Source organism: Pigmentiphaga sp. GD03639, assembly GCF_029845405.1.
In the GTDB taxonomy this organism is placed as follows: Bacteria; Pseudomonadota; Gammaproteobacteria; order Burkholderiales; family Burkholderiaceae_B; genus Pigmentiphaga; species Pigmentiphaga daeguensis.
Genome location: NZ_JAOCLR010000012.1, coordinates 95,782 through 122,776 on the forward strand (window position 1 = coordinate 95,782; position 26,995 = coordinate 122,776).

Genomic DNA, 26,995 nt, shown 5'->3' on the forward strand with positions numbered 1-26,995 from the left:
TCGCTTACAACCCCAGCCGCGCCCGCTCCCGCGCCGTCAGCGCCGACGCATCCACCACCTTCACCAACCCCTCCGGCCGATAAGCCGAAGGTTCCACGGCACGCGGCGCCACCGGTTCCTGCGAAGCAGGCGCGGTCTCGTTGCCGAAACCCAGCACCCGCACGGTAAAGACCGACGGCAAGGCCTGGCGCGACGCCGCCCGCTCGCGCTGCATTACGTCCTGCGCCGCCGTCGCCGCCTGCGAGGCCGCCGCGCTCGCATTGCTCAGCGCCGCCACGTTCACCGCCGCCACGACCGGAATCCCCACCGCCTTGCCCTGCACCTGGATGTTCTCCGCGTTCACCACGCGCAGCGCCGCCAGGTTCACGTTGCCCGACACCCGGATCCCCGCTTCGCCCGCGTCGATCGTTCCCAAGGGCGCGATCAGGTCGATGTCGCCGGGAGGCACCTCCGGGATCGGGTTCAGCGTGGCGATGCCGGCGCCCGTGCTCGGCGCCTGCGGCGACAAGGTGACGTTGCCGACGCTGTCGTACGTGCGCCGCGAGGGCGTATAGACCACTGTCGTCTTGGAGCCCCTGCCGGCATTGATGTCGCCAGCGGCCGACCAACCCAGAATATTGCCGCCGAAGGTGGTGAAGACGCGGCTCTGCCCCATCAGGATGCTGCCGAGAGCGTAAATATTGATGTCGCCCTCTCCCTGCGTCATCACGCCCGAGCCCGGGCCCGGGTTGAAGCCGCCGTCGATGCCGACCAGCATGCGCCCCCCCGGCGCCAAGATGCTGATGTCGCCGCCGAAGTTGGTATGGATGCCGGCATCGAGCACGTCGTAGAACGACACGTTGTAGCCGGGGCTGCCCAGCGCCTCCCACTGCGCCTTGGTGATGTAGGTCGTGCCCGGCGTCGGACGCGCCTGGCCGACGGGGTTGTTTACATGGTCGGCGTTGTAGTAGAGCGCGCTGCTGAACATGGTCAGGTCGCCTTCGTACGTCAGTGCCCTGCCCTGCGCGTCCTGCTCGGGAAACAAGGTCGCGATGGCTTCACGGCCGCGCAGGTAGCTGCCGAAGCGCTTGCCGTCGGCATCGTTGTACTCGCGGCCGGACTCGCGCAACTCGGCATAATAGACATTGCGCAAGTAGGCGTGCCGCTGCTCCGGCGGCAGTGCATCGAAGAAGGCGCGCGCGTCTGTAGTCGCGGCATCGAAATGCTGGCCCAGGCCATTGGCGCCGCCGAAGCGGTCGCTCAGCCAGTTCACCAGATGCAGCTGGCTTTGCTGCTGGAACTCGCGCGCCAGCGAACGGTTGCTGGCGGTGCGGCCCTGGGCCAGCGCGGCGGCGCGCGCCTCATCCAGCTGCGCCTGCTGCTGCGCCAGGAAGTCTTGCGCGCCGGCCTCGTCGCCGGTGTAGCCGAACTCGCTTTGCAGCCATTGCGCCAGCGTGAGCTTGCCGCTGTAGACGATCAAGGCCTTGCCTGGCTGGTCAGCGAAGGGCCGGCCCGGATCGGCCTGGTTGGACGGGTCCAGATAACGCCTGGCAAAGGCATCCCAGTAAGCGCCCTCGCCCATTCCCGCCGACACCGAGATACTGGCGCCGCCGCTGCGGCCGCCCGACGCCTCGACACCGCCGAGCGGCCCCAGGCTCTTGATCTCGCCCTTGTTGCCCAGATAGACGTGGCGGCCAGCCGATACATCGAGCAGGCCCGGGCCGAGGATATAGAAGCTGCTGCTGCGCAGATCGCGGCCGGCCTGCACCACCGATATCTCGTCGGCATAGGCATGAGCGATCAGGTTGCCGCGGGTCGAGGCGGTCGAGTCCAGGCGCCCTGCCGTCGGATCCTTCTGACCCAGCGGCGTACCGGAATCCGCAATGTCGCGGCCGGCGCGTATCGCCACCGGACCCGACGCCTCGTAGCGCGACCCTGCCGAGCCCGCCGGATAGCCCAGCAACACTTCCTGGCCGACGCGCAGGCCGACGATGTCGCCTTGCACCGCGTAATAGCGCGCCGGCTCCCGTCCCACCGCCGCCCCCGCGACGGTCGCCGTGCCACCGAAGGTAAACAACGCGGCAGTATTCATGCGTCCCAAGGTTTGGCCCCCCAGCCAATCGTTGTACAGCGCCGCTTCGGCCGACGCGTTGTGGACCAGAAGCGGATCGGTGCCGTACTGGCCGCCACCTGTTTGGGCCAGCATGCCGACAAAACCGGGACGGAACGGGCTGGCCATCCCCGACGGGTCGGCCGTAGAGGTCGAGAACACATAACCTGCGCCATGAATCGACTCCTGCGCCAGCAGTTGAAGTTCGCTCTTGCCGATGGCATTGACGAACTGTGCGCCGACCGGCGAAGGCGCCAGCACAGTGCCGTGGGCATAGCGCATGATTCCGGTGGAAAAATGGCGCGCGCTGCTGGCGCTGGCGCCGTAGTACAGGCTGCCATTGGCGGCGGCCGCTCGCAGGACGGACGGGTAGAAAGAGCCGTCACCGTTGGCCGACTGGTTGCGACCCTTGCCGCCTCCGCGCACGTTTTCGTTGATATCCCTTTCGTCCCAGGTCGTGACGGGAGTCAGGTTGCCGCCTGCGCTGAACAGATCGATGGCGGTAGCCGGCGTCCACAGCGAGAACCAGGTCCAGCCGTTACCGGCGTAATCCGCGCCCTGGTAGGTGAAAGGGGTTGCATTGAGCAGCAGGGTCCGGCCGGGGTCGGCCGTACCGCCCAACACCAGATCGCCGCGGGTCTCAATGCGGACAGCGGAATCGCCCAGCACCAGGATAGGCCCGCCGGTGGCCTGGCCGCCCCCGGCCGCGTACACGTCGCCCCGGCGGGAATCCATCTGATCCCGCCCGCCATAGCCGAGCTTCACTCCGCCCATGGCGCCGGCATCGATCATCGTGGCGCCGCGCAGATTGACGAAGGTACTGTTCAGGTCGTGCTCGTTGACTCGCAGTTCCGGATTCGGATTCAAGGTACCGCCCAGGCGCAGCGAGAGGTCGCCGCCGCCCGTCTGCACCAGTTCGCCGCTCGGCGTGATGCGACCGGTACTGGCCACGGCCAGATGCAGACCCTGGCTGCGCGGAGTATGGCGCGTCTCGTTCCAGGTCGCCTGAAGGCCGCGCGCATCGATCATGCCGGCATCGCCGCCGGCCTCCACGACCAGATTGCCGCCACCGAGCGTGCCGATGCCGGTGAAGCCCACCAGGAAAGGGGCATTGCCGAATAGCCTCGTACCGTAAGGATCGGTCTGGCCGGTGGCGCCACCCGCGACATAAGTGCCGAAGTTGATCCACCACGCCGTCGGCACCGCGTCGGTGCCCGCCTCGACGCTACCGGTACCCTGCCGCCACAGCCAGTTGCCAACCGCCGCGGTCGCGATCTGCTGGCGCGTGTTGTAGAAGGTATAGGCGTCAACGTCGCTGCGGTTCTCGTTGTTGCCGACCAGGTCGCCCTTGAGATCGCCGCCGGCACGCAACAACACATTACCGCCCTGCTCCGGGTACCAGGCCGCGTACAGGCTTTCGGCGCCGCCATCGACCAGCGCTTCGAAAATCGCCCCTTCGGGACGCAGCACCGTACCGTCGGTCAAACGGCCGCGCGCCTGGTTATAGCCGCTGCCCGGCGGCGCCGAGGAGGTGCCCGCCGTGTAGACGCCGTAGAGCGAGGTCATTTCGACATCCCCGCCCGAAACCAGGTCCAGGTCGCCGGTGCCGGTGCGCAACGCGCTGAACAATTGCTGCCGCGCTAGCTTGGGCACGAACTCCAGGTCCGGCGGCGTCCCGGCATCTACGACATGGACCACTTCACCATAGCCCCAGTCGTTGAGTTCGGTAACGCTCTCGGAAATGATCCAGTTGTCCTTGAGGTTCTGCACGTCGCTTGGGGTGATCGCCTGGCCTGGTGTCAGCACGATGCCGTACCACGCCGCGAGATCCGCGAAGAAGGCCTCGGCTTCTGGCGACGTGGCGGCCCCGTACGTGGCCGGCGTACCGGTGCCGGGAATCGGCGTGAGCACGTGTCCCATGCCGAAATGCGTGTCGGACAGGCGCAAGCGCGCCATGCTGTCCGGCAATGTCAGGCGTGCGTCGGCCGCCGTCGTGTCGGCGCCGGCCACCAGCCGGATGTCCCACGATTGCGAACCGGCTTCCAGCATCGGCGCCAGCGCCAAGGTGCGACCCTGGGTGCCGTCGGCCCCCTTGGGACGCAGGTCCACCATCTCCACGCCGCCCGGCAGCACCACGTCGGTTTCCGACGGCACGATGGCACCCTTGGCCAGCGCCAGCGGCCGGGCCAGCTTCATTGCCACCGGCAGCACAACGCCCTTGGGCCATGTCGTGGCCCCGATCTGCGCCTGCGCCGGCAATCGAAAGCCCGCGGCCAGCTGCATGCCGGCGTCCAGCGTCACCGGCGCTTGCAGTACGGTACCGGCCGCGTGCACCACGTTGCCCTGGCCATCGAGCACCGCCGCCCCTAGCACCGTGCCGGCCGGCAGCGTCAGGCTCTGCGCCAGCGGCATGGCGGCGGACAGGAGCGTGCCGGCCGGCAAGGTCAGGCTCGATACCGGCAGGTCATAGTTCAGCGTGCGGCCGCCGGCGAACCGGGTGCCGGCGTCCAGCGTCGCCATACCGCCGTGCGGGATGACGAGATCCCCGCCGAAAGGCATGCGTCCCGCGGGTAGCACCCAGCCATTGTCGTCTGCCGTCACCCCCAGCTTGCTCGTGTCGAAACCGTCGGTGATGCTGCCGAAGATCGCCAGATCGCCCTGGGCGCGCAGCACCAGCGCGCCGGCTTCGCCAGAACCATGGGCGGACGTCTTCTGCGTGCGCGGATTGACGCTGGCGTAGCGGTGGCCGGACAGGTCGATATCGCCGTCCACGTGCAGGTTGCCGTCGGGATTGACCGCCGCGTTGCTGACGATCTCCACGCCGGGACGCAGGCGGAACGCGCCGGCATGGGCGCGCAAGCCTGCAAGCTTGCCGTTCATCAGCGCGCTATTGGCCAGCGCGTTGTCGATGAAGGCGAGGCTGTCGGCGTGCTTGCCGTCCAGGTAGGCCTGGTCGATGGTCTGGTAGCTTCGGCCGTCCACCGTGGTCTCGGTGCCGGCGGCCGCGTCGTCATAGGTGTGGAAGGCATTGACGGCGACGGACTTGGCGCCGGCGATCACGATGGCGCCGCTGGCCTCGATGTCGACGTCGTTGCCCCTGGCGCCGCCCAGGCGTGGGGCGTTCAACGCCACCGTGCCGTAATTCACGCTCGCGCCGGCCACGCCCAGGTCCATGCGCACGCCGTCGGCCAGCACCAGTCGGCCGCTGCCCGAGTCGATCTCGATGACGGCGCGGTTGGGCGCGTCGATCGCCTGCCCGTAGCTGTCCTTGCGCAACACGCTGGCGCTGGCATCGAGCATGGCGCTGCCGGCCAGGGTGACGCCCCCGTTGGCGGCCAGGCGGATGCTGCCGGCCTGCTCGCCGCTGGCATCGACCCGGCCCGTTACCGTCAGGCTGCCGTTATCGACCGAGACGTTGATCTCGCGGGCCTTGAGTTCGTCGCCGATGACCAGGTCGCCTTGTTTCAGCTGGAAGCTGCGGCCGCCGAAGACTTCGCCCTGGGTCAATCGTTCGTTCAGGCCGGCAAAATCCGCGATGTGCTGCGCGCGCACGTCGATGTGGCCCGCCGCGAACGGGACCCGGGTGCCACCCGCATCGTAGTGCCCGGCGCTGCCGCCCAGGACAGCGCCAGCGAGATCGGCCGTCCCTTCCAGCGCCAGCACCGTGAGCTTGCCGGCGCGATTGTTTTTGGCGGCCAGGTCTATCGTCGAGCCGGCCTGCTGGACGACGCTGCCCTGTCGGCTCGACAGCGTCACGTCGCCGCCCCAGCTGTATTTGTCGACGTCGAAGAAATCGATCTTGCGGCCGGCCAGGTCCAGCTGCGCGCCGTCCGCCAGCATCACATCGTCCTGCGCCGACAGCGTCAGCTTGCCGCTGGGCAGCAGCACCGCGGTATCCAGCACCAGGCGCGAACCGGCGTCCAGCGCCAGCTCGGCGCCCAGGGCGTCGGCCAGGGAGGCGTTGTCCGACAGCGGTGCGGCGGAACCTGCCGGGGCGGAGACGGCGATGGCGCCGCCGGCCTTGATGCGGTTCACCGAACCGGCCCGGCCGGTAAGCAGCGGTGTGTTGAGGTTCAGGTCGCCGCCGCTGTAGGTCCATGCCTTGGCCGTGTCGTCCCAGGCGCCCCGGGACTGGTACACCGCCAGCGCGCCCTTGTGGTTGGCCGTGATGCGTTCGGCCGCGTTGAGATCCACGCTGGCAAAGCCCAGCGCCAGGCGTTCGTGCGTGCCTACGGTATCGGGCTGGCTTCGGGGGCCGTAGCCGAACTCGATGACGTCCGCATCGATGACCAGTTTTCCGCTGCCGGTGCCGGCGCCGCCGGCGATGACATTGCCCGCCGGCGTGGTCGCGCCGTTCCAGGCCAGGGTACCGGTTTCGATCCGGGCGACGTCGCCCGCGCCGCCATGGCCGTAGATGGCCGGCGTGCCCAGCACCAAACGCTCCAGGGCGGACTTGCCGGTGACCGGATCGATGGTGCTCAAATTCACGTTGCCGTAGAAATTGACCGAATCGCCAGCGGTCAGAACGAGGTTTTCCAGGGCCGGCGCGCCGGTGCGGGTATCGCCCCGCAGCAGGCGGTCGAGCACGCCCTGGTTCAGTGTCAGGCCCGAGGGCAGGATGCCCGCGGCCCCGGCCTGCGCCAGCGCCTCCGCGCTGCCCACGTTGATGCCGCCCATGGCCAGCACCAGGTTGCGGGTGCCGTAGCGCACCGACTCGCCCAGCTCGAACGACTTGTTGGTGGCGGCGGTGATCGTGCCTTCCGAGTACAGCACCGTTTCGCCGACGCAGCTCGCCCCCGCGGCGCAGGCGCCGACGTGCAGATAGCCCGCGCCGAGTACACCGGAAGCGTCATCGGCAGTAGGCGAGGTCACGTCCAGCCAGCCGTTGGTCACCGCCAAGACCCCGGTCTGGCCCGGCATCAGCACATAACCGTCGTTCGCATCCCAGGGCGCCTTGCCCCGCCCCAAGGTATTGATGCCCGCGCCCTGCTCGATGGTCAGGCCTTGGTTCTTGTCGTTGACCGCCAGGAAGACCGATGCCGCTTCCAGCACGGCGCCCTGGCGCAGGACGAGTTCGCCGGTCCTGCCGTTGCCCAGGCCGACCTGCCAGGCATTCTGGGTCGACGAACCGCTGTCGTTCTGCACAGCGAACGTGGACACCGGCGATCCGCCGATGCTGATGCCGGCGGCGCCCAGGCCATTGAGCGTGCTGGCGTAGACCGATGTGCCGTCGAAGCCTTCGGTGGGCGCCGCGCCATCGGCAAGGATCTCGATGCGGCTGCCGTTCAACACCACGGTACCGCCGCGCCCGCCCGCTGCCGGGGTGAAATCCGTCGTGCCGGCGGCGATATCCAGACGGCTGCCCGGCGAAAGACCCAGTTGCCGCGCATCGCGCTCCAGCTGCGGCCGCGGCGCGCCGTCCCGCGCCGCCCAATCCAGGCCGAACTGCGCGTAGCTGGTCTCGTTGTACTGCGCATAGCTACGCAAGGTGTCCGCCGGCGTCAGCACCGCCTGCGTGGTTTGCGCGTCGGCAATGCCGGTGTTGGCGATACCCAGGCGCGCGGCCGTGGCGTAGGATCCGTTGCGCATGGCGGTGCCGCTGCCGAAAGCGGCCTGGCTCGAAGCCAGTCCGTTCAATTCCACGCGGAAGGCACCCGGCAGCAGCGCATAGGTGGACGGCAACAGGGTATAGGTGCCCGCCGCCAGGCCCGGCACACCGTCGCCCACCGTGATCTGGCGGCCGATCATCGGATCGCCCGCGCCCTTCTCGGCCGCGATCGGCGCCACGGCGGGTTGCGCGCCAGGAACGATGGCGTAGACCGGATTGGTCGACAGCCCTGGCAGCACGAAACCGTCGCTGGCCATCTGCACCAGCGGATGCAGGCGCGCATCGGTGGATCCGCCGCGCCCGGTCAAGAAGCCCGCCCCCTTCAGTTCGCCACCGCCGGACAGGTCGATCCGCGCGCCGTCCTGCACTTCGATGCTGTCCGCCGTCAGCTGCACATTGCCCAGGCCGCCGCCCAGCCCGGAGAACCAGGCTTCCGCTCCAGCATAGTTGTAGCTCAGGCCGTCGACCGTGCCGCCGTAGGGCATGACCAGTCCCGCGGCGCTGACGGACGTGACACTGCCCGGGCGCAGCACGATTCTGCCCGGTTCCTGGTAGTTCCCCACGGCGACGCCAAGGTCCAGCATGCCCAGCGGCGCGCGGACCACGCCGCCCTGGTCGATGTTGGCCGACCGCAGGCGCAAGGTACCGAAGGCCGAGTACGGCACCGGCGGCGCCGCGCCATCGCCGCTGCGCTCGATGCGCAGGCTGCGCTCGGGATCGTAGGTGATCTGATAGGTCCCCCACTGGTCGAAAATCCCTTTGCGCCCCGCGATCACGTCGACCACCGAGCCGGTGGCCGGATAGATCTGGCTACCGGCCAGAAGCAGGTCGCCTTCGGTCGTCAGGGAAGTACGGTCGCCGACCGTATGCTTGAGGAATCTCAGATCGTCCTGGCTGCGCAGCTCCACCTGCTCGAAGCCGTGGCGCGCAACCAGGGCCTTGCCGCTCTGCACCGAGTAGCCATAGGCACCGAACCGCACTCCGTTGATCACGTCCAGCACGCCGGCCTCCACGCGCAGCCGCGTGTCGTCCTGCAACGCAACCATGCCGCCTTGGTAGGAACTGGGATCGTTCAGGAACGGTATGGTGTACTTGTCCTTGCCCGGGCGGGAAGTGCCCGCCAGGCGAACGTAAGGCGCAGCCAGGTCCACGTTGGCACCGACCGGCGCCCCCTCCGCCAGAACGATCGCGCGCGATGCCAGGTGCAGGCTCTGACCCAGTGCAAGATCCACGCCATCGTCCAGGGAAAGCACGCCGTTGACCAGCATGGACAGGTTGCCGAAGCCACCCGCCTCGACGCGATCCGCGCCGAGACGGCCATGGCCGTAGACCAGTCCCGGATCGGCCTGACCCGGACGCAGCCCGGCCGCCAGGCTCTCGGGCGCCTGCTCCTTCACCAATTGCAGTTCGCGATGCACCAGTACGCGATCGGCCGGATTGCCCGCATCCCGGTAGGCGGGCGCTTCCAGCGCCAGGGACAGCGTACCGCCGGCGGCGCCCGCGCCCCCCGCCGCCGCTTGCATATCGCCGTCGAGATACAGGCCGTTGAAGCTGGCCAGATGGATCACGCCGCCGCCGGAAGCCAGCAGGGTCTCGCCCAGCCCCGGCAGGTCCAGCTTCGCCGCGGCGCCCGAGGCGTCCAGGCGCGCGCCGGGCCGGATGACGATGAAATTGTCGATGGCATCGGCCTGGGTGGCGTAGGCCTGGTACTTGCCGCCGATTTCTATCCGGCCCCCGTCCAGCACCACGCCGTAACGGCGCCCCTGCGCATCCACCGCGGTCCGGGCAAGGCCCGCCACGTCGAGCACGGCCTTGCTTCCTATCCACACCGAACCGTCGTGGCCCTTCAGGTTACCGACATCCTCGGTGCCAAACCCCAGGCCATACACGCCGATGCGGCCGCCGGCGGCGCGCAGTCCGCCGTCGATATTGATCTGGCCGTTGCCCTTCAGGACGATGCTGCGCCCCGGATCCACTTCGATGCGAGCGCCCTCGCCAATGGCGAGGGTGGGCCTCTCTCCCCCTTCGACCATGCTGCGCGCGTTCCCGGCGGTCAGCACGAGATCCGCGCCACCGCGCTGCGTCATCCGCCCCTTGCCGGCATCCTCGGCGAACAGCGGTGCGAGTCGCCGCTCCAGCGCCTCTTGCGGATCAGCGCCGGTGGCCACCCCGCGCGCCGCGGAAAGATCCGCGTGCAGGACCGGCATCGTCGCGCGCAGGTCGGCGCCTTCGGCCACGGCCAGGCCATCGCCGCCCGTCACCTCGTAACGCGAAAAACCCTGCCGGAAGCGCGCGGCTTCCAGATGCAACAAGGCCCCGACCGCCACCGCCTGCGGCAGGGAAGAGCCCGCGCGGATCACGGTGCCCGCGGCATAGGTCACCTCGCTGGCGGCGACGGTGCCGGCCTTGATCACACCGGGCGTTGGCGCGATCGGGATACCGTTCGGCAGGATGGCGGCATCCACGACATAGTTGATGGGAAAATTCATCGGACTCACCACCGACGTGATGACCGTGCCCGCCGGCAGCGTCGGCGGCGTGCTCCAGCTATAGCCGTCGACCGTCAGGTACTGGCCGTTGGAAAGCGTCACGCCGTAGCTGACGTTCTGGTTGGCCGCCTTCGGCAGCGTCCAGGCCGCGCCCAGCGTGACCCAGCTTGCCGGATTGCCGGCAACGATCTGCGGTGCACCGCCGATCGCCTCTCCCGGATTGGCGTGCGTGCGGACATAGTGATAATCCACCGGCAGCACCGCGCCCTCGGCGACGGTGAACGCCTCGCTGGTGATCAGGTCGACCAGCGAAGTCTCGCCCGCCTTCAGGACCCCGTCGCTGCCTGCGACCTGTCCGCCGACGACCACGGCATTGCCGGTTTGCAAGGTCAGCGTGCCGCCTCCCTTGACGCCGTGGCCGCGCAGTTCGCCTTCCAGCACGAGCCTGCCCTTGGCTCCTGCGGCCGCCGAGTAGGCGTCGGCAACCAGCGCGATGTCGCCGCCCTTGCCTCCGCGCAGGCTGTCGTCGGCCATGAGCGCCGCGCCCGACGACACGTCGAGCAGCGCGCCCGCACCCACCCGTACGTCGCCGCTGCTGCGCACGTCGATGCGGCCGCCGTTGACGAACGGCAGACTGTCGATGCCGACACCGTCCTGCAGCAGGTTGCTCCACAGGCCGCGCGCGTCCAGCGTCACGCCATCGCCAATGGAAACGCCCGCCACGTAGCCCGCCGGCACGGCCGTCACCAGCGGAAGCCGCTGCCAGCCCGTGCTGGCACTGACGTGCCGGTCGACCATGTTGCCCAGGACAATGGCGCCGCCGCGCGCCGTCAGATCGGCATCGACATCGACCTGCGTCGCATGCAGGGCGATTTCTCCGCCCGGCGCGACCGCCACCGATGCGTCCACCTCGATGCCGCCCTTGGCGTAGACCCGCAGTCCGCCCAGTTCCAGCGCGTTGAGCCAGGCCGCCTCGAGCGCGATGTCGCCGCCCGTGCCGCCTATCTTGACGGAGTCGACCACTGCGCCCGGACTGTGGCGCAGGTCGCCGCTGTCGGCGTCGTAGACCGGCGTCCAGGTGCCGATGACCAGCTCGCCGTTGCGCGCGGCGGCCGTCTGCGCCTGCCGGTAGCCGTCCAGGCCCGCCTCGCGCGGGCGTTGCTGCCGCTCGCCTTGATAAGTGCTGGTTTCGACGTCGCCCTGCAGCGTCGCCGCAGCCGTCGCCACCACCAGTCGGCCGCCGTCGCGGCCCACCGTATAACCATTCTCCAGGCGCCTCAGCGGCGCGATGATCGGGTTGTAGAAACTCTCTTTCGCCGTATCGCCCCAGCGCGAAGCGTCGGTCTCGAAACCCCGGTACAAACCGGCATATAGCAGATCGCCCGGCGCCGTCGAGGCGTTATACAGGTTGCCGTCCGAACCCTTGAGCCAGGTCTGGGCCACATAGCCGGTCTGCACGTCCAGCGCGCCGCCCGAGAGATTGATCAGCGAACCCTGGCGCGTCAAAAGGTTGCCGCCACTGAATTGCACGGTGCCGCCCTGCGCCGACCATTCACCGATGCCATGGCCCGTGATGCCAAGATAGCCGCCGACCTCCAGCAGGCCGCCCGCCGTGTACCAGCGATCCGTTTCATAGCCATTGGTGCCGGCCGGCACCAGGACCAGGTCGCGGCGATCGAGCCAGATATCGCTGTTGCGCAGCTTGTCGCCGTCGCGGTTGACCGAGGTGTCGCGCTGTTCGAAGCCCTGCACGTTGACCAGGACATTGTTCGCTTCCATCGCGATGCGCACGCCGACGTAGCCGGAGACGTCGATCGCGGCGCCGTCCTTGACCTCGCTGGTGCCCGACGCGTCGACGTAGACCTGGCCGCTGGTGGCCAGGGTCAGGCTATCGCCTTCGAAGCGCACGTCGCCGCTGCTGGCGATCTGCACCAGCGACTGGTCGCGCCGGTGGGCGATGCCGTCGCCCGCCTTGTCGCTATCCTGGACCAGGGTCTCGCGCTGCACGTCCAGCGCTGTCGAGGCGCTTGCATCGAGCACGATGGCGGTGACGCCGCCCTCTTCCAGACCGACCTGCGCGGTGTCGCCTCCGCTCGCCGTCAGGTGGATGGTGCCGCGCGAGTGCACCGAGGTCGTCGCCACCGCGACGCCCCCCTGGCGCACGTCGTGGCCGGCCAGCGTGATGTCGCCGGTCGATGCCTGGATCAGGCCGGTGTTGCTCGCCAGGCCGCTGGCGCCACCGTCCAGGTGCTGCGTGCCGACCACGTTGCCGCGCGTGGTCGAACTCTGGTTCGCATCGGTGCCCATGCCCTTCTTGATCACGAAGGCATCGCCCGCGGCCATCACCGTCTGCCCGCCATCGGTGGTGATCTGGCCCGCGTTGTGCACCTCGCCGCCCAGCAGCAGCACATAGCCGCCGCCCTCGGTCACCGTCTGCGGTACGTGCGTGGCGATCCGCGCCCCCCGCTCCACCACCACTTGCCCTGTCGCCGCGCCGTAGCTATTGCCGCTGGCCGTCGTCTGCAAGTCATTGGCGAAGGTCGGGATGTGCCCGCTGCCCTGCGCCTCGCTGTACAGCCCCTTCTTGAACTGGCTGTCGGTCATCCCCGCCGCGGCAGCCGCCAGGTTGCGCACGTTCACCTGGCTCGACCCGCTGAACACGATCCCGTTGCGGTTCACGATCATCACCGTCCCGGGCGCTTCGATCCGTCCCTGGATCTGGCTCGGACGCGCCTGCGGATCGTTCACCCGGTTCAGCACCGACCAGTTGGCCTGCTGGTCGAACGCCACCGTCGTGTTATGGCCAACGTTGAACGTCTCCCAGTTCAGGATCGCCTTGTCCGCCGTCTGCTCGATCGTCACCCTGGTCTGGCCGCCCGCGGCCGTCTGCACCGGATCCCTGGCGTTGAGCCAGCCCGCCGTCAGGCTGTTGGTGTCGACCTTCAGGCCCCCCTCGCCCAGGCCATCGGGTACCGATCCGCTCGCCAGCGCCGCTTCCCGCGCCGCCTTCTGCAGTGCCTGCTGCGCCGCGATCGCCTGCGCCGCCAGGTTCAGGTTGTTGATCGAGGTCTGCAGCTTCTGCCGCGCCGCCGCCGACTGCTGCTCGGGCGCCGTCAGCGACGAAGCCGGCAGGCCGTTGGGCAAGCGCCCCGTCGCCGTCGCCGTGCCCTGCGCCGCCCCCTTGGCCGCGAACCACGCCGGACTGAACGCCTGCTGCGCGTGTGCCGGTTCGGTGAACGCCCCGGCCAGCGCCAGCGCCGCGATCGCCGCCGCCGTCGGGGTACGCCGCCATGCGGTGCGGCGCGCGGATCGGATTGGGAACGCCACACGGGGCAAAGCGACAGGCTGGACGGGCACGGACATATCGGGTCGGATCCTAGACAGATGAATCAACTCGGGCGCGCAAGCCGCACGCCCCTATGTCCGTATAGACGCCCTCTGGGAAAAAGATGGAACAGAAACCCGCATGAATTTTTGGTGACAGGTCACCCCAGCATCACGACGTTCGCCACACGGCGAACGTGGGCGGCATAGAGTTGCTGGATAAGCGCGATGGCCTGGTCGGTGTCCTGGATGGTGAAGCGGCCACTGATGCGCTGGCGGGCCAGTTCGTCGTTCATCAGGATCACGCGGCCGCTGCGGTAGCGGTTGATCTCGGCCACGGCGTCGGTCAGCGGCGTATCGTGGAAGACGATGTATCCCTGGCGCCACCCCGAGGGCGCGGCGGGCTGGTCGCGCATGGCGGCAAGCGTACGGCCGGCGCCGTACGAAGCCGACTCGCGAGCGTTCAGGGTCAGGACGCCGTGGGCGTGGCGCACCTCGGCCCGGCCCTCGGTGCACAAAACCCGGGTTTCCTCGTTGGCCAGATGCCTGACCTCCACGCATCCCGCCGCGAGCTGGATGCGCCCCGAGCCGGCCTGGATTTCGAGCGCGGCCTGGCCATCGCTGCGGATCTCGGCTTCGCCGGCGATCAGCTCGACCCGCAGGGGATCGGCCTGCCGCACCGAGACGCTGGTCTGGGTATTCAACAGCAGCTGTATGTGCGCGCTCAGGGCCACGCTGCGCTGCTCGCCCACGGCCGTGCGATAGTCCGCCCCCATCTCGGACCACGAAGGCCACAGGCCCAGAGGGGGATTCACCATGCCCACCACGCCCGCGGCCGTGGCGACCGCGGCGCCGACGAACCATCGGCGGCCCGGCGAGGCTGGCCGCGCGATCCGCGCCGCCGGGATCCGGCACCGGACCGCCTGCAGGACGTCGCCCATTTCGCGCCATTCCGCGCTCGCTCGCCGCCACATCTGCGCATGCATGGCGCTTTGCGCGCACCAGCGGCGCAGGGCCTCGGCATCGGCGGTGGTCGGACGGCCGACGGCCAGCCGCCGCGCCCATGCACGCGCCTGCTGCAACACGACGTCGACGCCGTCCGCGCCGGGATCGTTCATAGGGTCTCCTGCCATCATGCCGTGGAGCCTGGTGTCCATGTTCGTTTTTCCTTCTTCTTATAGACGTTTGGAGACACGGATATGCGCACGCTTTTCTGCGGGATCTGACAATTTGTTGCCATCTCTGCCGGAACGGTCCGGGACGGCCGCCGGCGTTTCCTCCGCCATTTCCATATGACGCGCGCAGAATTCGTGCGCCGCCTGCAATTCCCGGCTGATCAGCCTCGTGGATACGCCCCAGCGCTGGGCCAGTTCCTTCAGCGTCAGGCCGTCGACCCGCGCAGCGTAGAGCACGTCGCGCTGCCTGGCAGGCAGGGCGGCCAGGGCATCAGCCGCACGCCCCAGGTCGAAGCGGGCCTGCGCCACGCGCGACGGACCGGGCGCGGGGTCCGCCAGTTCGTACAGATCGGCCACTTCGTCGGCGCTCAGATAACGCTGGGTGCCGCGCAGCCTGTCGATCGCGGCATTGAAGGCGGTATGCAGCAGATAGGCCTGGGGATGCCTGACCTCGTTCAAGCCCTCGCGGTCCGCCAACTGCACATAGGCATCGTGCAGCGCATCGCTCGCCAGCTCCGCCGACCCCAGGCGCCTGGCCAACTGCGCCTTGAGCGTTTCGTAGCGTTCGATAAACAGCCGCTTCAATTCGGCCAGGCCGCCGCCGGTCATGATGCGCAAGCCTTCAAGCGGCCGGCCTGCTGCGTCACCAGCAGCACGATGGGCTGGACCAGCGCCGGCGGCGGCTCGATGTCCAGCCGCGCCCCCTCCAGGCTGGCTTCGATGCGGGGCTCGAGTTCGGCATGTCCCTGGGCCGCGGCCTTGACCCGTTGCAGCTCGCCGGATCGGCTGACGTAGGCGCTGATCGCCAGCCGGTACCGGCCGATCGCCAGGCCGGCGTCGGCGCAAAGAATACTGGTGGCCACGCGCTGCACCCTGCCGTAGAAAGCGGCGTGAAGCGCGGCTGCTGCTTCGCCCTGCGTCGCGGTTGGCGCCGTCGGCTCGACCGGCACGATCACGAACGCCCCGGTCGAGGCGAACCTGGCCCGCATCCCGGTTCCCTGCAACAGGGCGGCCAAGGCGGCGTCGGGATCCAGGCTTCCATCGATGGCCGTCGACCGCAGGTGGGCCACCTGGCCGGCGTCATAGAGCACCGACCGCCCCGTCGCCCGGCTGTAGGCCTGCAACGCATCGTGCAGTGGCTGGCTGTCGATGGCGAACGCGGCGGGCTCGGCCCGGGCAGCCGTGCCGGCCGCCTGCGCGGGGGCGATGTGGGCAAAGCCGCAGCAGAACGGCCCCAGGATCCAGGCAAGCAACATCATGCGCACACGGCTGAGGGGCAGGCGACGGGCTGAGAGGCAGGCAACGGCAGGCAGGACATTCCACCCCAAACGCGGCAGTTCTTCAGGGGCCGCACGGCCGGACCGGACATGCGGCAAGGCCGCCGCATCGTAGCGGGCAGGCGTGACAACCGGATTACATTCGCGTTACCGCGCGGGCAACGGCCGGGCAACGCGAAGGCCGCCTAGCCCTTGGCCACAAAGCCGAGTTCCAGTTGCAGCACCATGGGCTGGCGCATGTCCGGCGGAGGCGGCTCGGACAAAGGCTGAGCAGTCAGCAGCGCGCGCAGGTCCTCGTCCGCCTGGGGCTGTCCCAGCGACGCGAACTCCAGCCGTTCGACCTTGCCCGCCTGCCCCACCCAGACGCGCACGATCAAGGGCGCCGGCGGCCCGGCCGGCCCCTCCTGCAACATGCGCTCCTGCATCCAGGCATGCAGCCGCTGGACCGCCTGGCTGTCGGGGTCGCTCAGCCAGGCCTGGAACTGGTTGCCGGTCATCTGCGCGTAGCTGATCCAGTGCTGCGGCACGGGTTGCGCCGGCGCCTGGGCCGTGGCGGGACCGCCCGCCGCCGTGGTCAGCCCCAGCCCCAGCGCGCCGGCAAGGCGGGCGAGGCGCTCCCGGACGCGGGCAAACGGGCTGCCGCGTCCGGGAGAGCGGGATCGATTCGAAGAAAAAGACCGTGCCATGTCGACTACGCACAAGAATGGGAAAACAGCGTCAACCGCACAAGCTACCTCTGGACGATTGCCGGAATATGTCGGCCGTGCCGCGCCTTCTATCCAGACGGAAACCTGCCGGCGCCCCCCGCTGTCACGAAAATTTCACACGACGAAGAGGAAAGCGAGGCGTCAGCGTTCCGCGCTCAGCAGGCGGCGCATATAGCAGGCATCGGTGCCATAGCCGTCGAGCAGGCCGGCATCCGTCGCCACCGGCTCGAAGCCCAGCGCGGCCCAGTACGACCTGGCCGGCCCCAGCGATACCAGCGTCGCGCAGGCCAGGCCCGACGCACTCGCATGGCGCAGTCCTGCACTGACCAGTGCGCGGCCCACGCCCCGGCCGGAGGCGGCGGGCGCCACGGCGCAATCGTGCAGGAACCAGCTATGCGCGCCCGCGGGCAAGGCGCGCAGCGGGACATTGAGCTGCGGCGGCTCGCCCAGCGTCCAGGGATAGGACACCAGGTAGCCCAGCAGCTCGCCGTCGCCGCGCGCGATCCAGCAGGTGCGCGGCGACAGTTCGATGCGGTTCAGGAAGAAACCCGCATCCTCGAGCAGGTCGAAGCCGGCATAGGCCTGGGCCTGCACCACCAGCACGGCCTCGACGTCGGCCGGCTGCATCGCCTGGACGGCGAATCCGGCCGGAAAACGGGGGGAGCCGGACATCAGATCCCCTGCGCGTGCACCTTCTCCACCGGCGATTGCAGCTTGTTCAACGCCGACAGATAGGCCTTGGCCGCCGCCACGACGATGTCGGGATCGGCCCCCACGCCGTTGACGATGCGGCCGGAGCGGGACAGCCGCATGGTGACCTCGCCCTGCGACTCGGTGCCGGTGGTGATGGCGTTGACCGAGAACAGCAGCAGCTCGGCGTCGCTGCGGACATGGCTTTCGATGGCGTTCACCGTGGCATCGACGGGACCGTTGCCCTGCGCCTCGGCCACCACTTCCTTGCCATTTTCAGAGAACACCACGCGGGCGTGGGGCCGCTCGCCCGTTTCCGACCGCTGCGCGAGCGCAACGAAACGGTAGGCGCCCTCCCCGGCTTCGCCCTGCTCGCCCGACACCAGCGCATGGATGTCTTCGTCGAAGATCTCGGACTTGCGGTCCGCCAGGTCCTTGAAACGCGCGAAAGCCTCGTTCACCGCCTGCTCGGAATCGAGCTCGATGCCGAGTTCCTGCAAGCGCTGCTTGAACGCGTTGCGCCCGGACAGCTTGCCCAGCACGATCTTGTTGGCCGCCCAGCCGACGTCCTCGGCGCGCATGATCTCGTAGGTCTGGCGCGCCTTGAGCACGCCGTCCTGGTGGATGCCCGAGGCATGCGCGAAGGCATTGGCGCCGACGATGGCCTTGTTCGGCTGCACGACGAAGCCCGTGATGCCCGACACCAGGCGCGAGGCCGGCATGATCTGCGTGGTGTCGATGCCCACGTCCAGGCCGAAGTAATCCTTGCGGGTCTTCACCGCCATCACCACTTCTTCCAGCGAACAGTTGCCGGCGCGCTCGCCCAGGGCGTTGATCGTGCACTCCACCTGGCGGGCGCCGCCGATCTTGATGCCGGCCAGCGAGTTGGCCACGGCCAGGCCCAGGTCGTCGTGGCAGTGGACCGACCAGACCGCCTTGTCGGAATTGGGAATGCGCTCGCGCAGCTTGCGGATGAACTCGCCGTATTGCTCGGGCACCGCGTAGCCGACGGTGTCGGCCACGTTGATGGTGGTGGCGCCTTCGGCGATCACCGCTTCCAGGACCCGGCACAGGAAATCCGGATCCGAGCGGCTGCCGTCCTCGGGCGAGAACTCGATGTTGTCCGTGTACTGGCGCGCGAAGCGCACCGCCAGCCGGGCCTGCTCGAAGACCTGGTCGGGCGTCATGCGCAGCTTCTTCTCCATGTGGAGCGCGCTGGTCGCGATGAAGGTGTGGATGCGCGCGCTGTTCGCGCCCCGCAGCGCATCGCCCGCGCGGGCGATGTCGCGGTCGTTGGCGCGCGCCAGCGAACAGACGGTGGAATCCTTGATGGCCAGCGCGATGGCCCGGACCGAGTCGAAATCGCCGTTGCTGGCCGCGGCGAACCCCGCCTCGATGATGTCCACGCGCAGCTTCTCGAGCTGCTTGGCGATGCGGACCTTTTCCTCGTGCGTCATCGACGCGCCGGGGCTCTGCTCGCCGTCGCGCAGCGTGGTATCGAAAACGATCAGTTTGTCGCTCATGGGTATCTCTCCTTCTGACAGAAGATTCTACCCCCCTCCCATCTTCCCCATGCCGCTTCGCCCGGTTCGATGCGGTGCCGCACGGCACGATGTGGCTAATTTGCGCAACCCACAAATGCGTGATGATGGGCGGCGGACGCCTGACGCAACATCACGAGGCAATCCAAGCCGCCCCTCGACGATGGAGACACGCATGACATCCCGCCCTTCCTCTGGCCTGCTACGCCGGATAGCCGGATTCCTCGGCCCCGTCTTTCTCCTTCTGCCCCCCGGGAAAGACGCTGACGTTCAAGCGCTCGATGGAAGTATCGTCGGTGAAGTGATCCGACCGGAAACAGAAACGGCCTTGCTTGCAGGCAAGGCCGTTCCTGTTTTCCGAAGGACGCCGCTCAAGGCCTGGGAAGGGGCCGCCGGCTCTTCCTCCACTTCATGCCCCACAGCACATAGCCGGACAGGCCGTAGATCACGAACAGCGCGAACAGCACGATGGGCGGATCGCTGGAGATGAAGACGAAGGCCAGCACCACCAGCAGGATGGTCCAGAACGGCACGCTGCGCCCCAGCGCGAACGACTTGCCGCTGAAGAAGGGCGCGTTCGACACCATGCTGACGCCCGCATAGACGGTCAGGCCGAAGGCCACCCAGGGCATCCACAGTTCGCGGATGGGCAGCTTGTTGTCGACCGCGAGCCAGACGAATCCCGCCACCAGCGCCGCCGCCGCCGGGCTGGGAAGCCCCTGGAAGAAGCGCTTGTCGACCACGCCGACATTGATGTTGAAACGGGCCAGCCGCAATGCCGCGCCGGCCACGTAGATGAAGGCCGCCAGCCAGCCCCACCGCCCCAGGCCGGTCAGGATCCATTCATACATGACCAGGGCCGGCGCGACGCCGAACGAGGTCATGTCGGACAGCGAATCGTACTGTTCGCCGAATGCCGATTGGGTATTGGTCAGGCGCGCGACGCGGCCGTCCATGCCGTCGAGCACCATCGCGACGAAGATGGCGATGGCCGCCGCCTCGAAGCGGTCGTTCATGGCCTGCACGATGGCATAGAAGCCGGCGAACAGCGCCGCCGTCGTGAATGCGTTGGGCAGCAGGTAGATGCCGCGATGGCGATGCTCCAGATCTTTCACGACTGGACTCCGCCGGAAGAGGGATGGTCGAGGTGCACCCACGTTGCAATGCCCCCCATGGAATAAGGAGAAAGAGTGGTTTTGAGCATGGGATGAAGGTTAACCGATGCCGTGCCGGCAGGCCAATTGCGCGGGACTGGCTGGGGAGCCGCCCACCAAGACCAATTTTCATGAAATGAACCAAATTGGTCCACTCCCTGCCGCAATGCCGGGACATGTTGAAACGTCATTAAATCCTGGATATCCCTGACTCTTCGGGTTACGTTCCGCCCCCGCTTCTATTGACTTGCAAAATGCCACGCTGCAAGATTGGTACAAATATCAAAACCATAAATGTACCAATTGGAGACAACATGGCCCACGTCGAATGGCAAGGCGGTACCGAACACTGGACGACCAAGGACGACATCCGCCTCTTCCTCTGGCAGAAGCCGGCCGCCGCGAACGTGCCGTTCGCCGGCACCATCCTTTTCGTACACGGTTCGTCCATGGCGTCGCAGCCCACCTTCGACCTGTCCGTCCCCGGCCGGCCGGACTCCTCCGTCATGGACTGGTTCGCGCGCCGGGGCTTCGATACCTGGTGCATGGACAACGAAGGCTACGGCCGTTCCGACAAGCATCGTCCCATCAACTTCGACATCGCCAACGGCGCCGACGACCTCGACGCGGGATCGCAATACATCCTGGCTCGCAACGGCGGCAAGCCGTTGTTCGTCTATGGCATATCGTCGGGCGCGCTGAAAGCGGCGCTTTTCGCCCAGCGACATCCCGAGCGCGTCGCCCGCCTCGCGCTCGATGCCTTCGTCTGGACCGGCGAAGGCAGCCCGACCCTGAAGGAACGGGCCAAGAAGCTGCCCGAGTTCCTGGCCAAGACGCGCCGCCCCATCGACCGTGCCTTCGTCCACAGCATCTTCAACCGCGACCACCCCGGCACCGCCGACGACGCCACCGTCGAGGCCTTCGCCGATGCCATCCTGACCCTGGACGACTCCATGCCCACGGGCACCTATGTGGACATGTGCTCGAAGCTGCCGCTGATCGACCCGCGTCGCCTGCATGTACCGACCCTGGTCATGCGCGGCGAGTACGACGGCATCGCCAGCTTCGACGACCTGATGCGTTTCTTCGAGCAGCTCCCCAACATGGACAAGCAGTTCACCGTCATGTCGGGCATCTCGCACGCCAGCTTCCAGCAGAAGAACTACCTGCGCGTCTATCACATCCTGCACGCTTTTCTCACGCTCCCCGAAGCCCGATACGGAGGTTGACTCCATGAAGCGCATCCACGGCATGGCATGGGCAGCGCCGCTGCTCGCACTTTCGCTGCATGCAGGGGCCGCCGAGACCTATCCGGAACGCCCGGTCAAGGTCATCGTTCCCTTCGAGCCCGGCGGTTTCACCGACGTCGTGGCGCGCGTCGTCGCCCAGCAGCTCGGCAGCGCGCTGGGCCAGTCCTTCATCGTCGAGAACAAGCCCGGCGCGGGATCGACCATAGGCACGGACTTCGTGGCCAAGGCGGCTCCCGACGGCTACACCCTCGAGATCGTCTCGACCAACCACGTCACCAGCCATCGGCTGTACAAGAACCTGGACTACGACCCGATCAAGAGCTTCACGCCTATCTCCAAGCTGGCGGACAGCCCGTACGTGCTTTTCGTCAACACCAAGCTGCCCGTCCAGTCGGTACAGGAACTCATTGCACTGTCCAAGTCCAACGGTGCGCACCTGCGCTACGCCTCGTCCGGCAACGGCAGCACGCAGCACCTGATGGGAGCGCTGTTCCTGGCCAAGTCCGGCGCCAAGCTGGAACACGTTCCCTACCGTGGCAGCGGCGGCGCCATGAAGGACCTGGCCGCGGGTTTCGTGGAAACCAGCTTTGCCGCCGTGTCCAACGGCCTGCCCCACGTCAAGAGCGGCAAGATCAGGGCATTGGGCGTCACCAGCACGCGCCGCAACGCCCAGTTGCCGGACGTACCCAGCCTGGCTGAAGCGGGCGTCCCGGACTACGACGCAGTGGTATGGCTGGCGCTGCTGGGACCGGCGGGAATGCCCAAGGACATCGTCTCGCGCCTGAACGAGGCGGTGCGAACCGGGCTGTCCAGGCCCGAGGCGCGGGAAGCCCTGGCCGGGGCGGGCGTGGACGTGGCGGTTTCCACGCCGGAAGAACTGGCGCAATACATGGCGCAGGAGAACGCCATGTGGGGCGACGTCATCCGCGGACTGGAAATCCGGATCGATTGACCGCGCGGCTTCCAGTTGGGAGAACGCCACCGCGTGGCCGCGCGTCCACCGCTCGAACAAGCGAGCATGTCACAGGACGGCCTACTCTATCGCCAGCGGGCTGGCCCCATCGCCTGGGTGGGCAGTGGACGCTGCTCCGCGGCGGATGGAGGCACGCCCCCGCCGCTGGCAGCCGGCTTCAGGCGGCGTCGATGCGCACCTTGCCCGAGCGGACCAGCTCGGACACCGCCTTGACCTCCGCCAACAGGCTTTTCTCGAGGTCCGCGGGGGCGCCGCCGACGGGAATGAAGCCTTGCTCCACCAGCTTGCCGCGCACGTCGCCGTCGGCCAGCGCCTGGTTGATCGCGCGGTTGAGCCCGCCTATCGCCGCCGCCGGCGTGCCTGCCGCGACATAGGTGCCGAAGGCGATCTCGGCCACGAAGTCCGCGATGCCCGCCTCCGCCACGGTGGGCACGTCGGGCAGGCGATCCAGCCGATCGGCACTGGTCACCGCCAGCGCGCGCAGGCGCCCGGACTTCACGTGCTGCTCGGCCGCCGCCACCGTCGCGAACACCAGCTGGATCTGGCCGCCCAGCAGGTCGGTCATCATCGGGCCCGTGCCGCGATACGGCACGTGCAGGATGTCGATGCCGACCTGGGAACGAAAACGCTCGGTCGCCAGGTGCTGCGGCGTGGCATTGCCCGGCGACCCGAAGGTCAGCGTGCCGGGCTTGCTCCTGGCCAGTTGCACGAACTCGCCCAGCGTCTTCGCCGGCACGCCGGGATTGACCGCGACCAGATAGGGCGACCGGGCGATCATGCACACCGGCGCCAGTTCGGCGCCGATCTGCGAGATCGGGCGGCTGTAGTAGCGCACGGAAGGCACCAGTCCCGAGAACAGCAGGGTGTTGCCGTCGCGGTCGGACTTCGCCACGTATTCGGCGCCGACGATGCCGCTGGCCCCGGGCTTGTTCTCGACCACGACCGGGCGGCCCAGCAGCTTTTCCAGCCGGTAGCCGATGGCCCGCCCCAGCACGTCCGTGCCGCCTCCGGGCGGGAATGGCACGACCACGTGCAGCGGTACGCTGCTTCCCGCACCTTGCGCGTATCCCTTCCCCAGGTATGCCGAGGACGCGAGCGCGGCCATCGCGCCCAGCATGTGTCTGCGTTGCATGTCTTGTCTCCTTGCTTGGTATGGTGCCGCCCGTTCAGGCGGCCCGCCGCGTGCCACCCGACCCCAGGAATTCCCTGAGGGCCGCCGCGGCAGCCGTCACGCCCTCTACGGGCAACATGTGCTTCTGTCCCGGCACGATCCGCAGCGCGGCGTGAGGGATGGACCGCGCCAGCTCCTCCGCCATGCGGGGCGTGGACCCGGTGTCCTGGTCGCCCGTCATCACCAGCGTCGGACAGAGGATCTGCGGCGCCGCCTCGGGCAGGACGCCGTCGGCGCCCGCGAAGATGCGATAGGCTGCCAGGAAATCCTCGCGCCGGTTTGCCAGCAGCCGCTGCCGGATCGCTTCGACGCGGCCCGGCGCGGCCTCGACGAACGCCGGCGAGAACCAGCGCGCCACGGATGCCTGCGCGCTCGCCGCCCCGTCCCCGCCCTCGGCCTGCTCCAGCCGCGCCCGTACCGCCAGGCGCTCGGCCTCGGTACGGCGAAAGACGGTACTCATCAGCACCAGTTTCCCCACTTCGCCGGGATGGCGCGCGGCGAACCGCCCGGCAACCAGCCCGCCCATCGAATACCCCACCACGGCGGGCTGGCGCAACCCTTGCTCGCGCAGCACGTCGCCCAGTTGCGCCACGTACCGGTCCAGCCCGGCTTCGCCCGCCGGCAGCGGTGTGCCGCCATGCCCCAGCATGTCATAGCGGATCAGCTCGAACTCGTTCCCCAGCTCGCGCGCCAGTTCGTCCCACATGCCCAGATCCAGGCCGACGCCGTGGACCAGGACGACGGGCGCCCCCGAGCCGCTGCGGACTACTCGGGTCGGCCAGGTCACGAGGCCTCCTTCCCGGCCGGGGCCAGCCCCATCTCGCGCATGTCCTGGTAGCGGTCGCCGATGCGATGGTGCGGCCGCCCTCCCACGCTGGCGCCCAGCGCGACGACGACCTCGTCCGCCGCGGGCGCATCGGCAATGGTGGCCTGCACCGTCAGGTAGTGGGACCGCATCCCCTCGTCGTTCTTGTGCATCATCGGCACGACGATGGGACACCCCATCGGTCCGCGCGAGTTGGTGAAACTCAGATAGCTCGTGCCTCCCACCGCGTTCCGGTACTTGTTCCCGAATCGCAGCGTATGGATGAGCGCCGAGGCATGCTCGACCTCGCCGTCGGCACCGACCACGGCGGCCTTGCCGTAGCCCTCGACCCGCTCGCCGGAGCCCGTGTACTTCAGGATCTCCCCCACCAGCAGATCGCCCAGCGGCGGCGCGATGCGCAGGATCTCGGGCTGCAGGTCCTCGGTGTATGGCCGCCCCGCCCACGGATTCTTCAGGACCGCGGCGCTCAGCACCATCAGCAGGGGCCGTTCGGCCTTCCTGCCGCCCTCCACCCGCGTTTCCTCGACATACGAAACGACTTTGCGCACTTCCAGCGTCATGCGACCTCCTTCTTGTCCTGCGGATATGGTCGCCATGGCCCTGATTTTTGCCAAGCCAAATTTGTGGAAATAAAATTCGGAAAACCTGAATTTACGGACTGCTATGGACCCCTTCAAGATCCAGCACCTGAGGCAATTCGTGGCCGCCGTCGACAGCGGCAGCTTTCTCGCGGCGGCGCAGGCTACCTTCCGCTCCCAGGCCGCCGTCTCCGCCGCCATGGACGATCTGGAACGGCAGGTAGGCGCCCCGCTGTTCGAACCCGGCAAGCGGGCCCGGCCCACGCCGCTCGGCTGGAGCGTCCTGCCCCTGTTCCGCGAACTGCTGGCGATACACGACCGTGTCCGGCTGGAAGCCAACGAACTGGCGCAAGCACGCCACGGCTCGGTCTCGCTGGCGGTCATGCCCTCGCTGGCGGACGAATGGCTGCCCGACATCCTGGCCCGCTACACCCGCCAGTTCCCCCAGGTCCGCCTGCGCGCCATCGACATGCCTTCACAGGCCGTGCGCCAACTCGTGCTGAGCGGCGAAGTCGACATCGGCATCGCCGGCCTCCTGGCCGACGAACCCCGGCTGGACTTCCTGCCCATCGCGCGCGACGAATTCGGCATCATCTGCCCGCCCTCGCATCGCCTGGCCGGACGGCGCAAGCCGGTGGACTGGAGCGAACTGCAGGGCGAACGCCTGATCGCCAACGCCACCTTCGAAGCCTTGCGCCACCCCGACATCCCGCCATGGGTGGCCACGCCCGGCATGACCGTCACCAACCGGACCTCGCTCATCGCCAGCGTGCGCTCGGGCCTGGGCATCACCATCCTTCCCACCCTGGCCCGCCCGGCACGCCGCCACAAACTGGCCTTCGTCCGCCTGCACCGCCCCGTCATCGCCCGCACCGTCGGCCTCGTCACCCGCCCCGGCCAAAGCCTCTCCCCCGCCGCCCGCCACATGCACGACCTGCTGGTCGACCTGATGCGCGAACTCGCCGCCGACAAAGGCGGCGAACTCCTCTCCTGACCGGCAAAAGAAAAACCCCCACGCAAGCGTGAGGGTTCAAGACCCAGGATGCGGTGGATCCGGCTCCGCCGGTCCACCCGCATCGCCCCCTGGGGGGCGCGCGTAAGCGCGTAGGGGGGGTCTAGTTCTTGCTCTGGTCGACCAGCTTGTTCTTGCGGATCCAGGGCATCATTTCGCGCAGCTTGCCACCGACCTGCTCGATGTCGTGCTCGGCCGTCAGGCGGCGGCGCGACTTCAGCGTCGGGGCGCCGGCCATGTTCTCCAGCAGGAAGCTCTTGGCGTATTCGCCGGTCTGGATGTCCTTCAGGACGGCGCGCATGGCGTTCTTGGTGTCCTCGGTCACGATGCGCGGGCCGGTGACGTACTCGCCGTATTCCGCGTTGTTCGAGATCGAGTAGTTCATGTTCGCGATGCCGCCTTCGTAGATCAGGTCGACGATCAGCTTGAGCTCGTGCAGGCACTCGAAGTAGGCCATCTCGGGCGCGTAGCCGGCTTCCACCAGCGTCTCGAAGCCGGCCTTGATCAGTTCGACGGTACCGCCGCACAGCACGGCCTGCTCGCCGAACAGGTCGGTTTCGGTTTCTTCGCGGAAGTTGGTCTCGATGATGCCGGCACGGCCGCCGCCGTTGGCCATGGCGTACGACAGGGCGATGTCGCGGGCGGCACCGGACTTGTCCTGGTACACGGCCACCAGGTGGGGCACGCCGCCGCCCTGGGTGTAGGTGGAGCGCACAGTGTGGCCGGGGGCCTTGGGAGCGACCATGATGACGTCCACGTCCTCACGGGGCACGACGGCGCCGTAGTGGACGTTGAAGCCGTGGGCGAAGGCCAGCACGGCGCCCTTCTTCATGTTGGGGCCGACGTTCTCGGCGTAGACCTTGGCGATATTCTCGTCGGGCAGCAGGATCATGACGACGTCGGCTTCCTTCACCGCCTCGTTCACTTCCTTGACCGTCAGGCCGGCGTTGGCGGCCTTGTCCCACGAAGCCCCGCCCTTGCGCAGGCCGACCACGACCTTGACGCCGGAATCGTTCAGGTTCTGGGCATGGGCATGGCCTTGCGAGCCGTAGCCGATGATGGCGACGGTCTTGCCCTTGATCAGCGACAGATCACAATCTTTATCGTAGAAAACTTTCATGGATGCTCTCC

The 26,995-nt window shown here is 68.1% G+C and carries 15 protein-coding genes; 3 read left to right on the forward strand and 12 right to left on the reverse strand.

Annotated elements, in window-relative coordinates:
* Positions 1-4: 4 nt before the first annotated feature.
* The 8 genes from N5K27_RS14960 to pssA all read right to left on the reverse strand — a co-directional run bounded on the left by N5K27_RS14960 (position 5) and on the right by pssA (position 20,015).
* Entirely contained in the window at positions 5-13,513 is a 13,509-nt protein-coding gene (locus tag N5K27_RS14960; RefSeq protein ID WP_279817330.1) for a filamentous haemagglutinin family protein, read from the reverse strand.
* Between the two features lie 158 nt (positions 13,514-13,671).
* Positions 13,672-14,667: a FecR domain-containing protein gene (locus N5K27_RS14965; protein ID WP_279817332.1), complete on the reverse strand. Its 996-nt coding sequence runs from the start codon at positions 14,665-14,667 to the stop codon at positions 13,672-13,674.
* 18 nt (positions 14,668-14,685) lie between these two features.
* The gene (locus N5K27_RS14970; RefSeq protein ID WP_279817333.1) at positions 14,686-15,294 is read right to left on the reverse strand and encodes a sigma-70 family RNA polymerase sigma factor; all 609 of its coding nucleotides are present in this window, start codon (positions 15,292-15,294) and stop codon (positions 14,686-14,688) included.
* Positions 15,291-15,944: an STN domain-containing protein gene (locus tag N5K27_RS14975; RefSeq protein ID WP_279817335.1), complete on the reverse strand. Its 654-nt coding sequence runs from the start codon at positions 15,942-15,944 to the stop codon at positions 15,291-15,293. Before N5K27_RS14975 ends, N5K27_RS14970 begins: the two co-directional genes overlap by 4 nt.
* Before the next feature lie 203 nt (positions 15,945-16,147).
* A complete protein-coding gene (locus N5K27_RS14980; protein ID WP_279817337.1) occupies positions 16,148-16,648 on the reverse strand; it encodes a YbaB/EbfC family DNA-binding protein in 501 nt (166 codons plus the stop codon).
* Positions 16,649-16,810: 162 nt separating this feature from the next.
* Positions 16,811-17,341 (reverse strand): GNAT family N-acetyltransferase, encoded by a 531-nt coding sequence (locus N5K27_RS14985; RefSeq protein WP_243724581.1) that lies wholly within the window; start codon positions 17,339-17,341, stop codon positions 16,811-16,813.
* Positions 17,341-18,882 carry a 2-isopropylmalate synthase gene (locus N5K27_RS14990; protein WP_279817340.1) on the reverse strand — a complete coding sequence of 514 codons (1,542 nt, stop codon included), beginning with the start codon at positions 18,880-18,882 and terminating at the stop codon, positions 17,341-17,343. The genes N5K27_RS14985 and N5K27_RS14990 overlap by 1 nt, the downstream gene beginning before the upstream one ends.
* 389 nt (positions 18,883-19,271) lie before the next feature.
* Complete coding sequence (pssA, locus tag N5K27_RS14995) at positions 19,272-20,015, reverse strand: CDP-diacylglycerol--serine O-phosphatidyltransferase (RefSeq protein ID WP_087841369.1); 744 nt, start codon at positions 20,013-20,015, stop codon at positions 19,272-19,274.
* Between the two features lie 353 nt (positions 20,016-20,368).
* Between pssA and N5K27_RS15000 the strand changes: the two genes are divergently transcribed.
* Entirely contained in the window at positions 20,369-21,283 is a 915-nt protein-coding gene (locus N5K27_RS15000) for an alpha/beta fold hydrolase (RefSeq protein ID WP_087841370.1), read from the forward strand.
* 4 nt (positions 21,284-21,287) lie between these two features.
* Positions 21,288-22,256: a tripartite tricarboxylate transporter substrate binding protein gene (locus tag N5K27_RS15005; protein ID WP_087841371.1), complete on the forward strand. Its 969-nt coding sequence runs from the start codon at positions 21,288-21,290 to the stop codon at positions 22,254-22,256.
* 178 nt (positions 22,257-22,434) lie between these two features.
* On the opposite strand, the gene N5K27_RS15010 is transcribed toward N5K27_RS15005, so the two are convergent.
* From N5K27_RS15010 to N5K27_RS15020, 3 genes are read right to left on the reverse strand one after another with little or no spacing between them, the layout of a single operon-like run.
* Positions 22,435-23,409, reverse strand: coding sequence for a tripartite tricarboxylate transporter substrate binding protein (locus N5K27_RS15010; RefSeq protein ID WP_279817343.1), 975 nt, complete (start codon positions 23,407-23,409; stop codon positions 22,435-22,437).
* Positions 23,410-23,443: 34 nt separating this feature from the next.
* On the reverse strand, positions 23,444-24,235 hold the full coding sequence (locus tag N5K27_RS15015) for an alpha/beta fold hydrolase (protein ID WP_279817344.1): 792 nt from the start codon (positions 24,233-24,235) through the stop codon (positions 23,444-23,446).
* The gene (locus tag N5K27_RS15020; protein WP_087841374.1) at positions 24,232-24,834 is read right to left on the reverse strand and encodes an amino acid synthesis family protein; all 603 of its coding nucleotides are present in this window, start codon (positions 24,832-24,834) and stop codon (positions 24,232-24,234) included. Before N5K27_RS15020 ends, N5K27_RS15015 begins: the two co-directional genes overlap by 4 nt.
* 103 nt (positions 24,835-24,937) lie before the next feature.
* Here N5K27_RS15020 and N5K27_RS15025 point away from each other — a divergent pair, with 103 nt between their 5' ends.
* Entirely contained in the window at positions 24,938-25,846 is a 909-nt protein-coding gene (locus N5K27_RS15025; RefSeq protein ID WP_087841375.1) for a LysR family transcriptional regulator, read from the forward strand.
* Between the two features lie 121 nt (positions 25,847-25,967).
* Here the strand turns inward: N5K27_RS15025 and ilvC are convergent, their stop codons facing one another.
* Entirely contained in the window at positions 25,968-26,984 is a 1,017-nt protein-coding gene (gene ilvC, locus N5K27_RS15030) for a ketol-acid reductoisomerase (RefSeq protein ID WP_087841376.1), read from the reverse strand.
* Positions 26,985-26,995: the final 11 nt, after the last annotated feature.

Coding starts and splice junctions, on each gene's coding strand:
- N5K27_RS14965 (WP_279817332.1), bottom strand. CDS start 14,667: ATGGACACCAGGCTCCACGGCATGATGGCAGGAGACCCTATGAACGAT.
- N5K27_RS14970 (WP_279817333.1), bottom strand. CDS start 15,294: ATGACCGGCGGCGGCCTGGCCGAATTGAAGCGGCTGTTTATCGAACGC.
- N5K27_RS14975 (WP_279817335.1), bottom strand. CDS start 15,944: ATGATGTTGCTTGCCTGGATCCTGGGGCCGTTCTGCTGCGGCTTTGCC.
- N5K27_RS14980 (WP_279817337.1), bottom strand. CDS start 16,648: ATGGCACGGTCTTTTTCTTCGAATCGATCCCGCTCTCCCGGACGCGGC.
- N5K27_RS14985 (WP_243724581.1), bottom strand. CDS start 17,341: ATGTCCGGCTCCCCCCGTTTTCCGGCCGGATTCGCCGTCCAGGCGATG.
- N5K27_RS14990 (WP_279817340.1), bottom strand. CDS start 18,882: ATGAGCGACAAACTGATCGTTTTCGATACCACGCTGCGCGACGGCGAG.
- N5K27_RS15000 (WP_087841370.1), top strand. CDS start 20,369: ATGGCCCACGTCGAATGGCAAGGCGGTACCGAACACTGGACGACCAAG.
- N5K27_RS15005 (WP_087841371.1), top strand. CDS start 21,288: ATGAAGCGCATCCACGGCATGGCATGGGCAGCGCCGCTGCTCGCACTT.
- N5K27_RS15010 (WP_279817343.1), bottom strand. CDS start 23,409: ATGCAACGCAGACACATGCTGGGCGCGATGGCCGCGCTCGCGTCCTCG.
- N5K27_RS15020 (WP_087841374.1), bottom strand. CDS start 24,834: ATGACGCTGGAAGTGCGCAAAGTCGTTTCGTATGTCGAGGAAACGCGG.
- N5K27_RS15025 (WP_087841375.1), top strand. CDS start 24,938: ATGGACCCCTTCAAGATCCAGCACCTGAGGCAATTCGTGGCCGCCGTC.
- ilvC (WP_087841376.1), bottom strand. CDS start 26,984: ATGAAAGTTTTCTACGATAAAGATTGTGATCTGTCGCTGATCAAGGGC.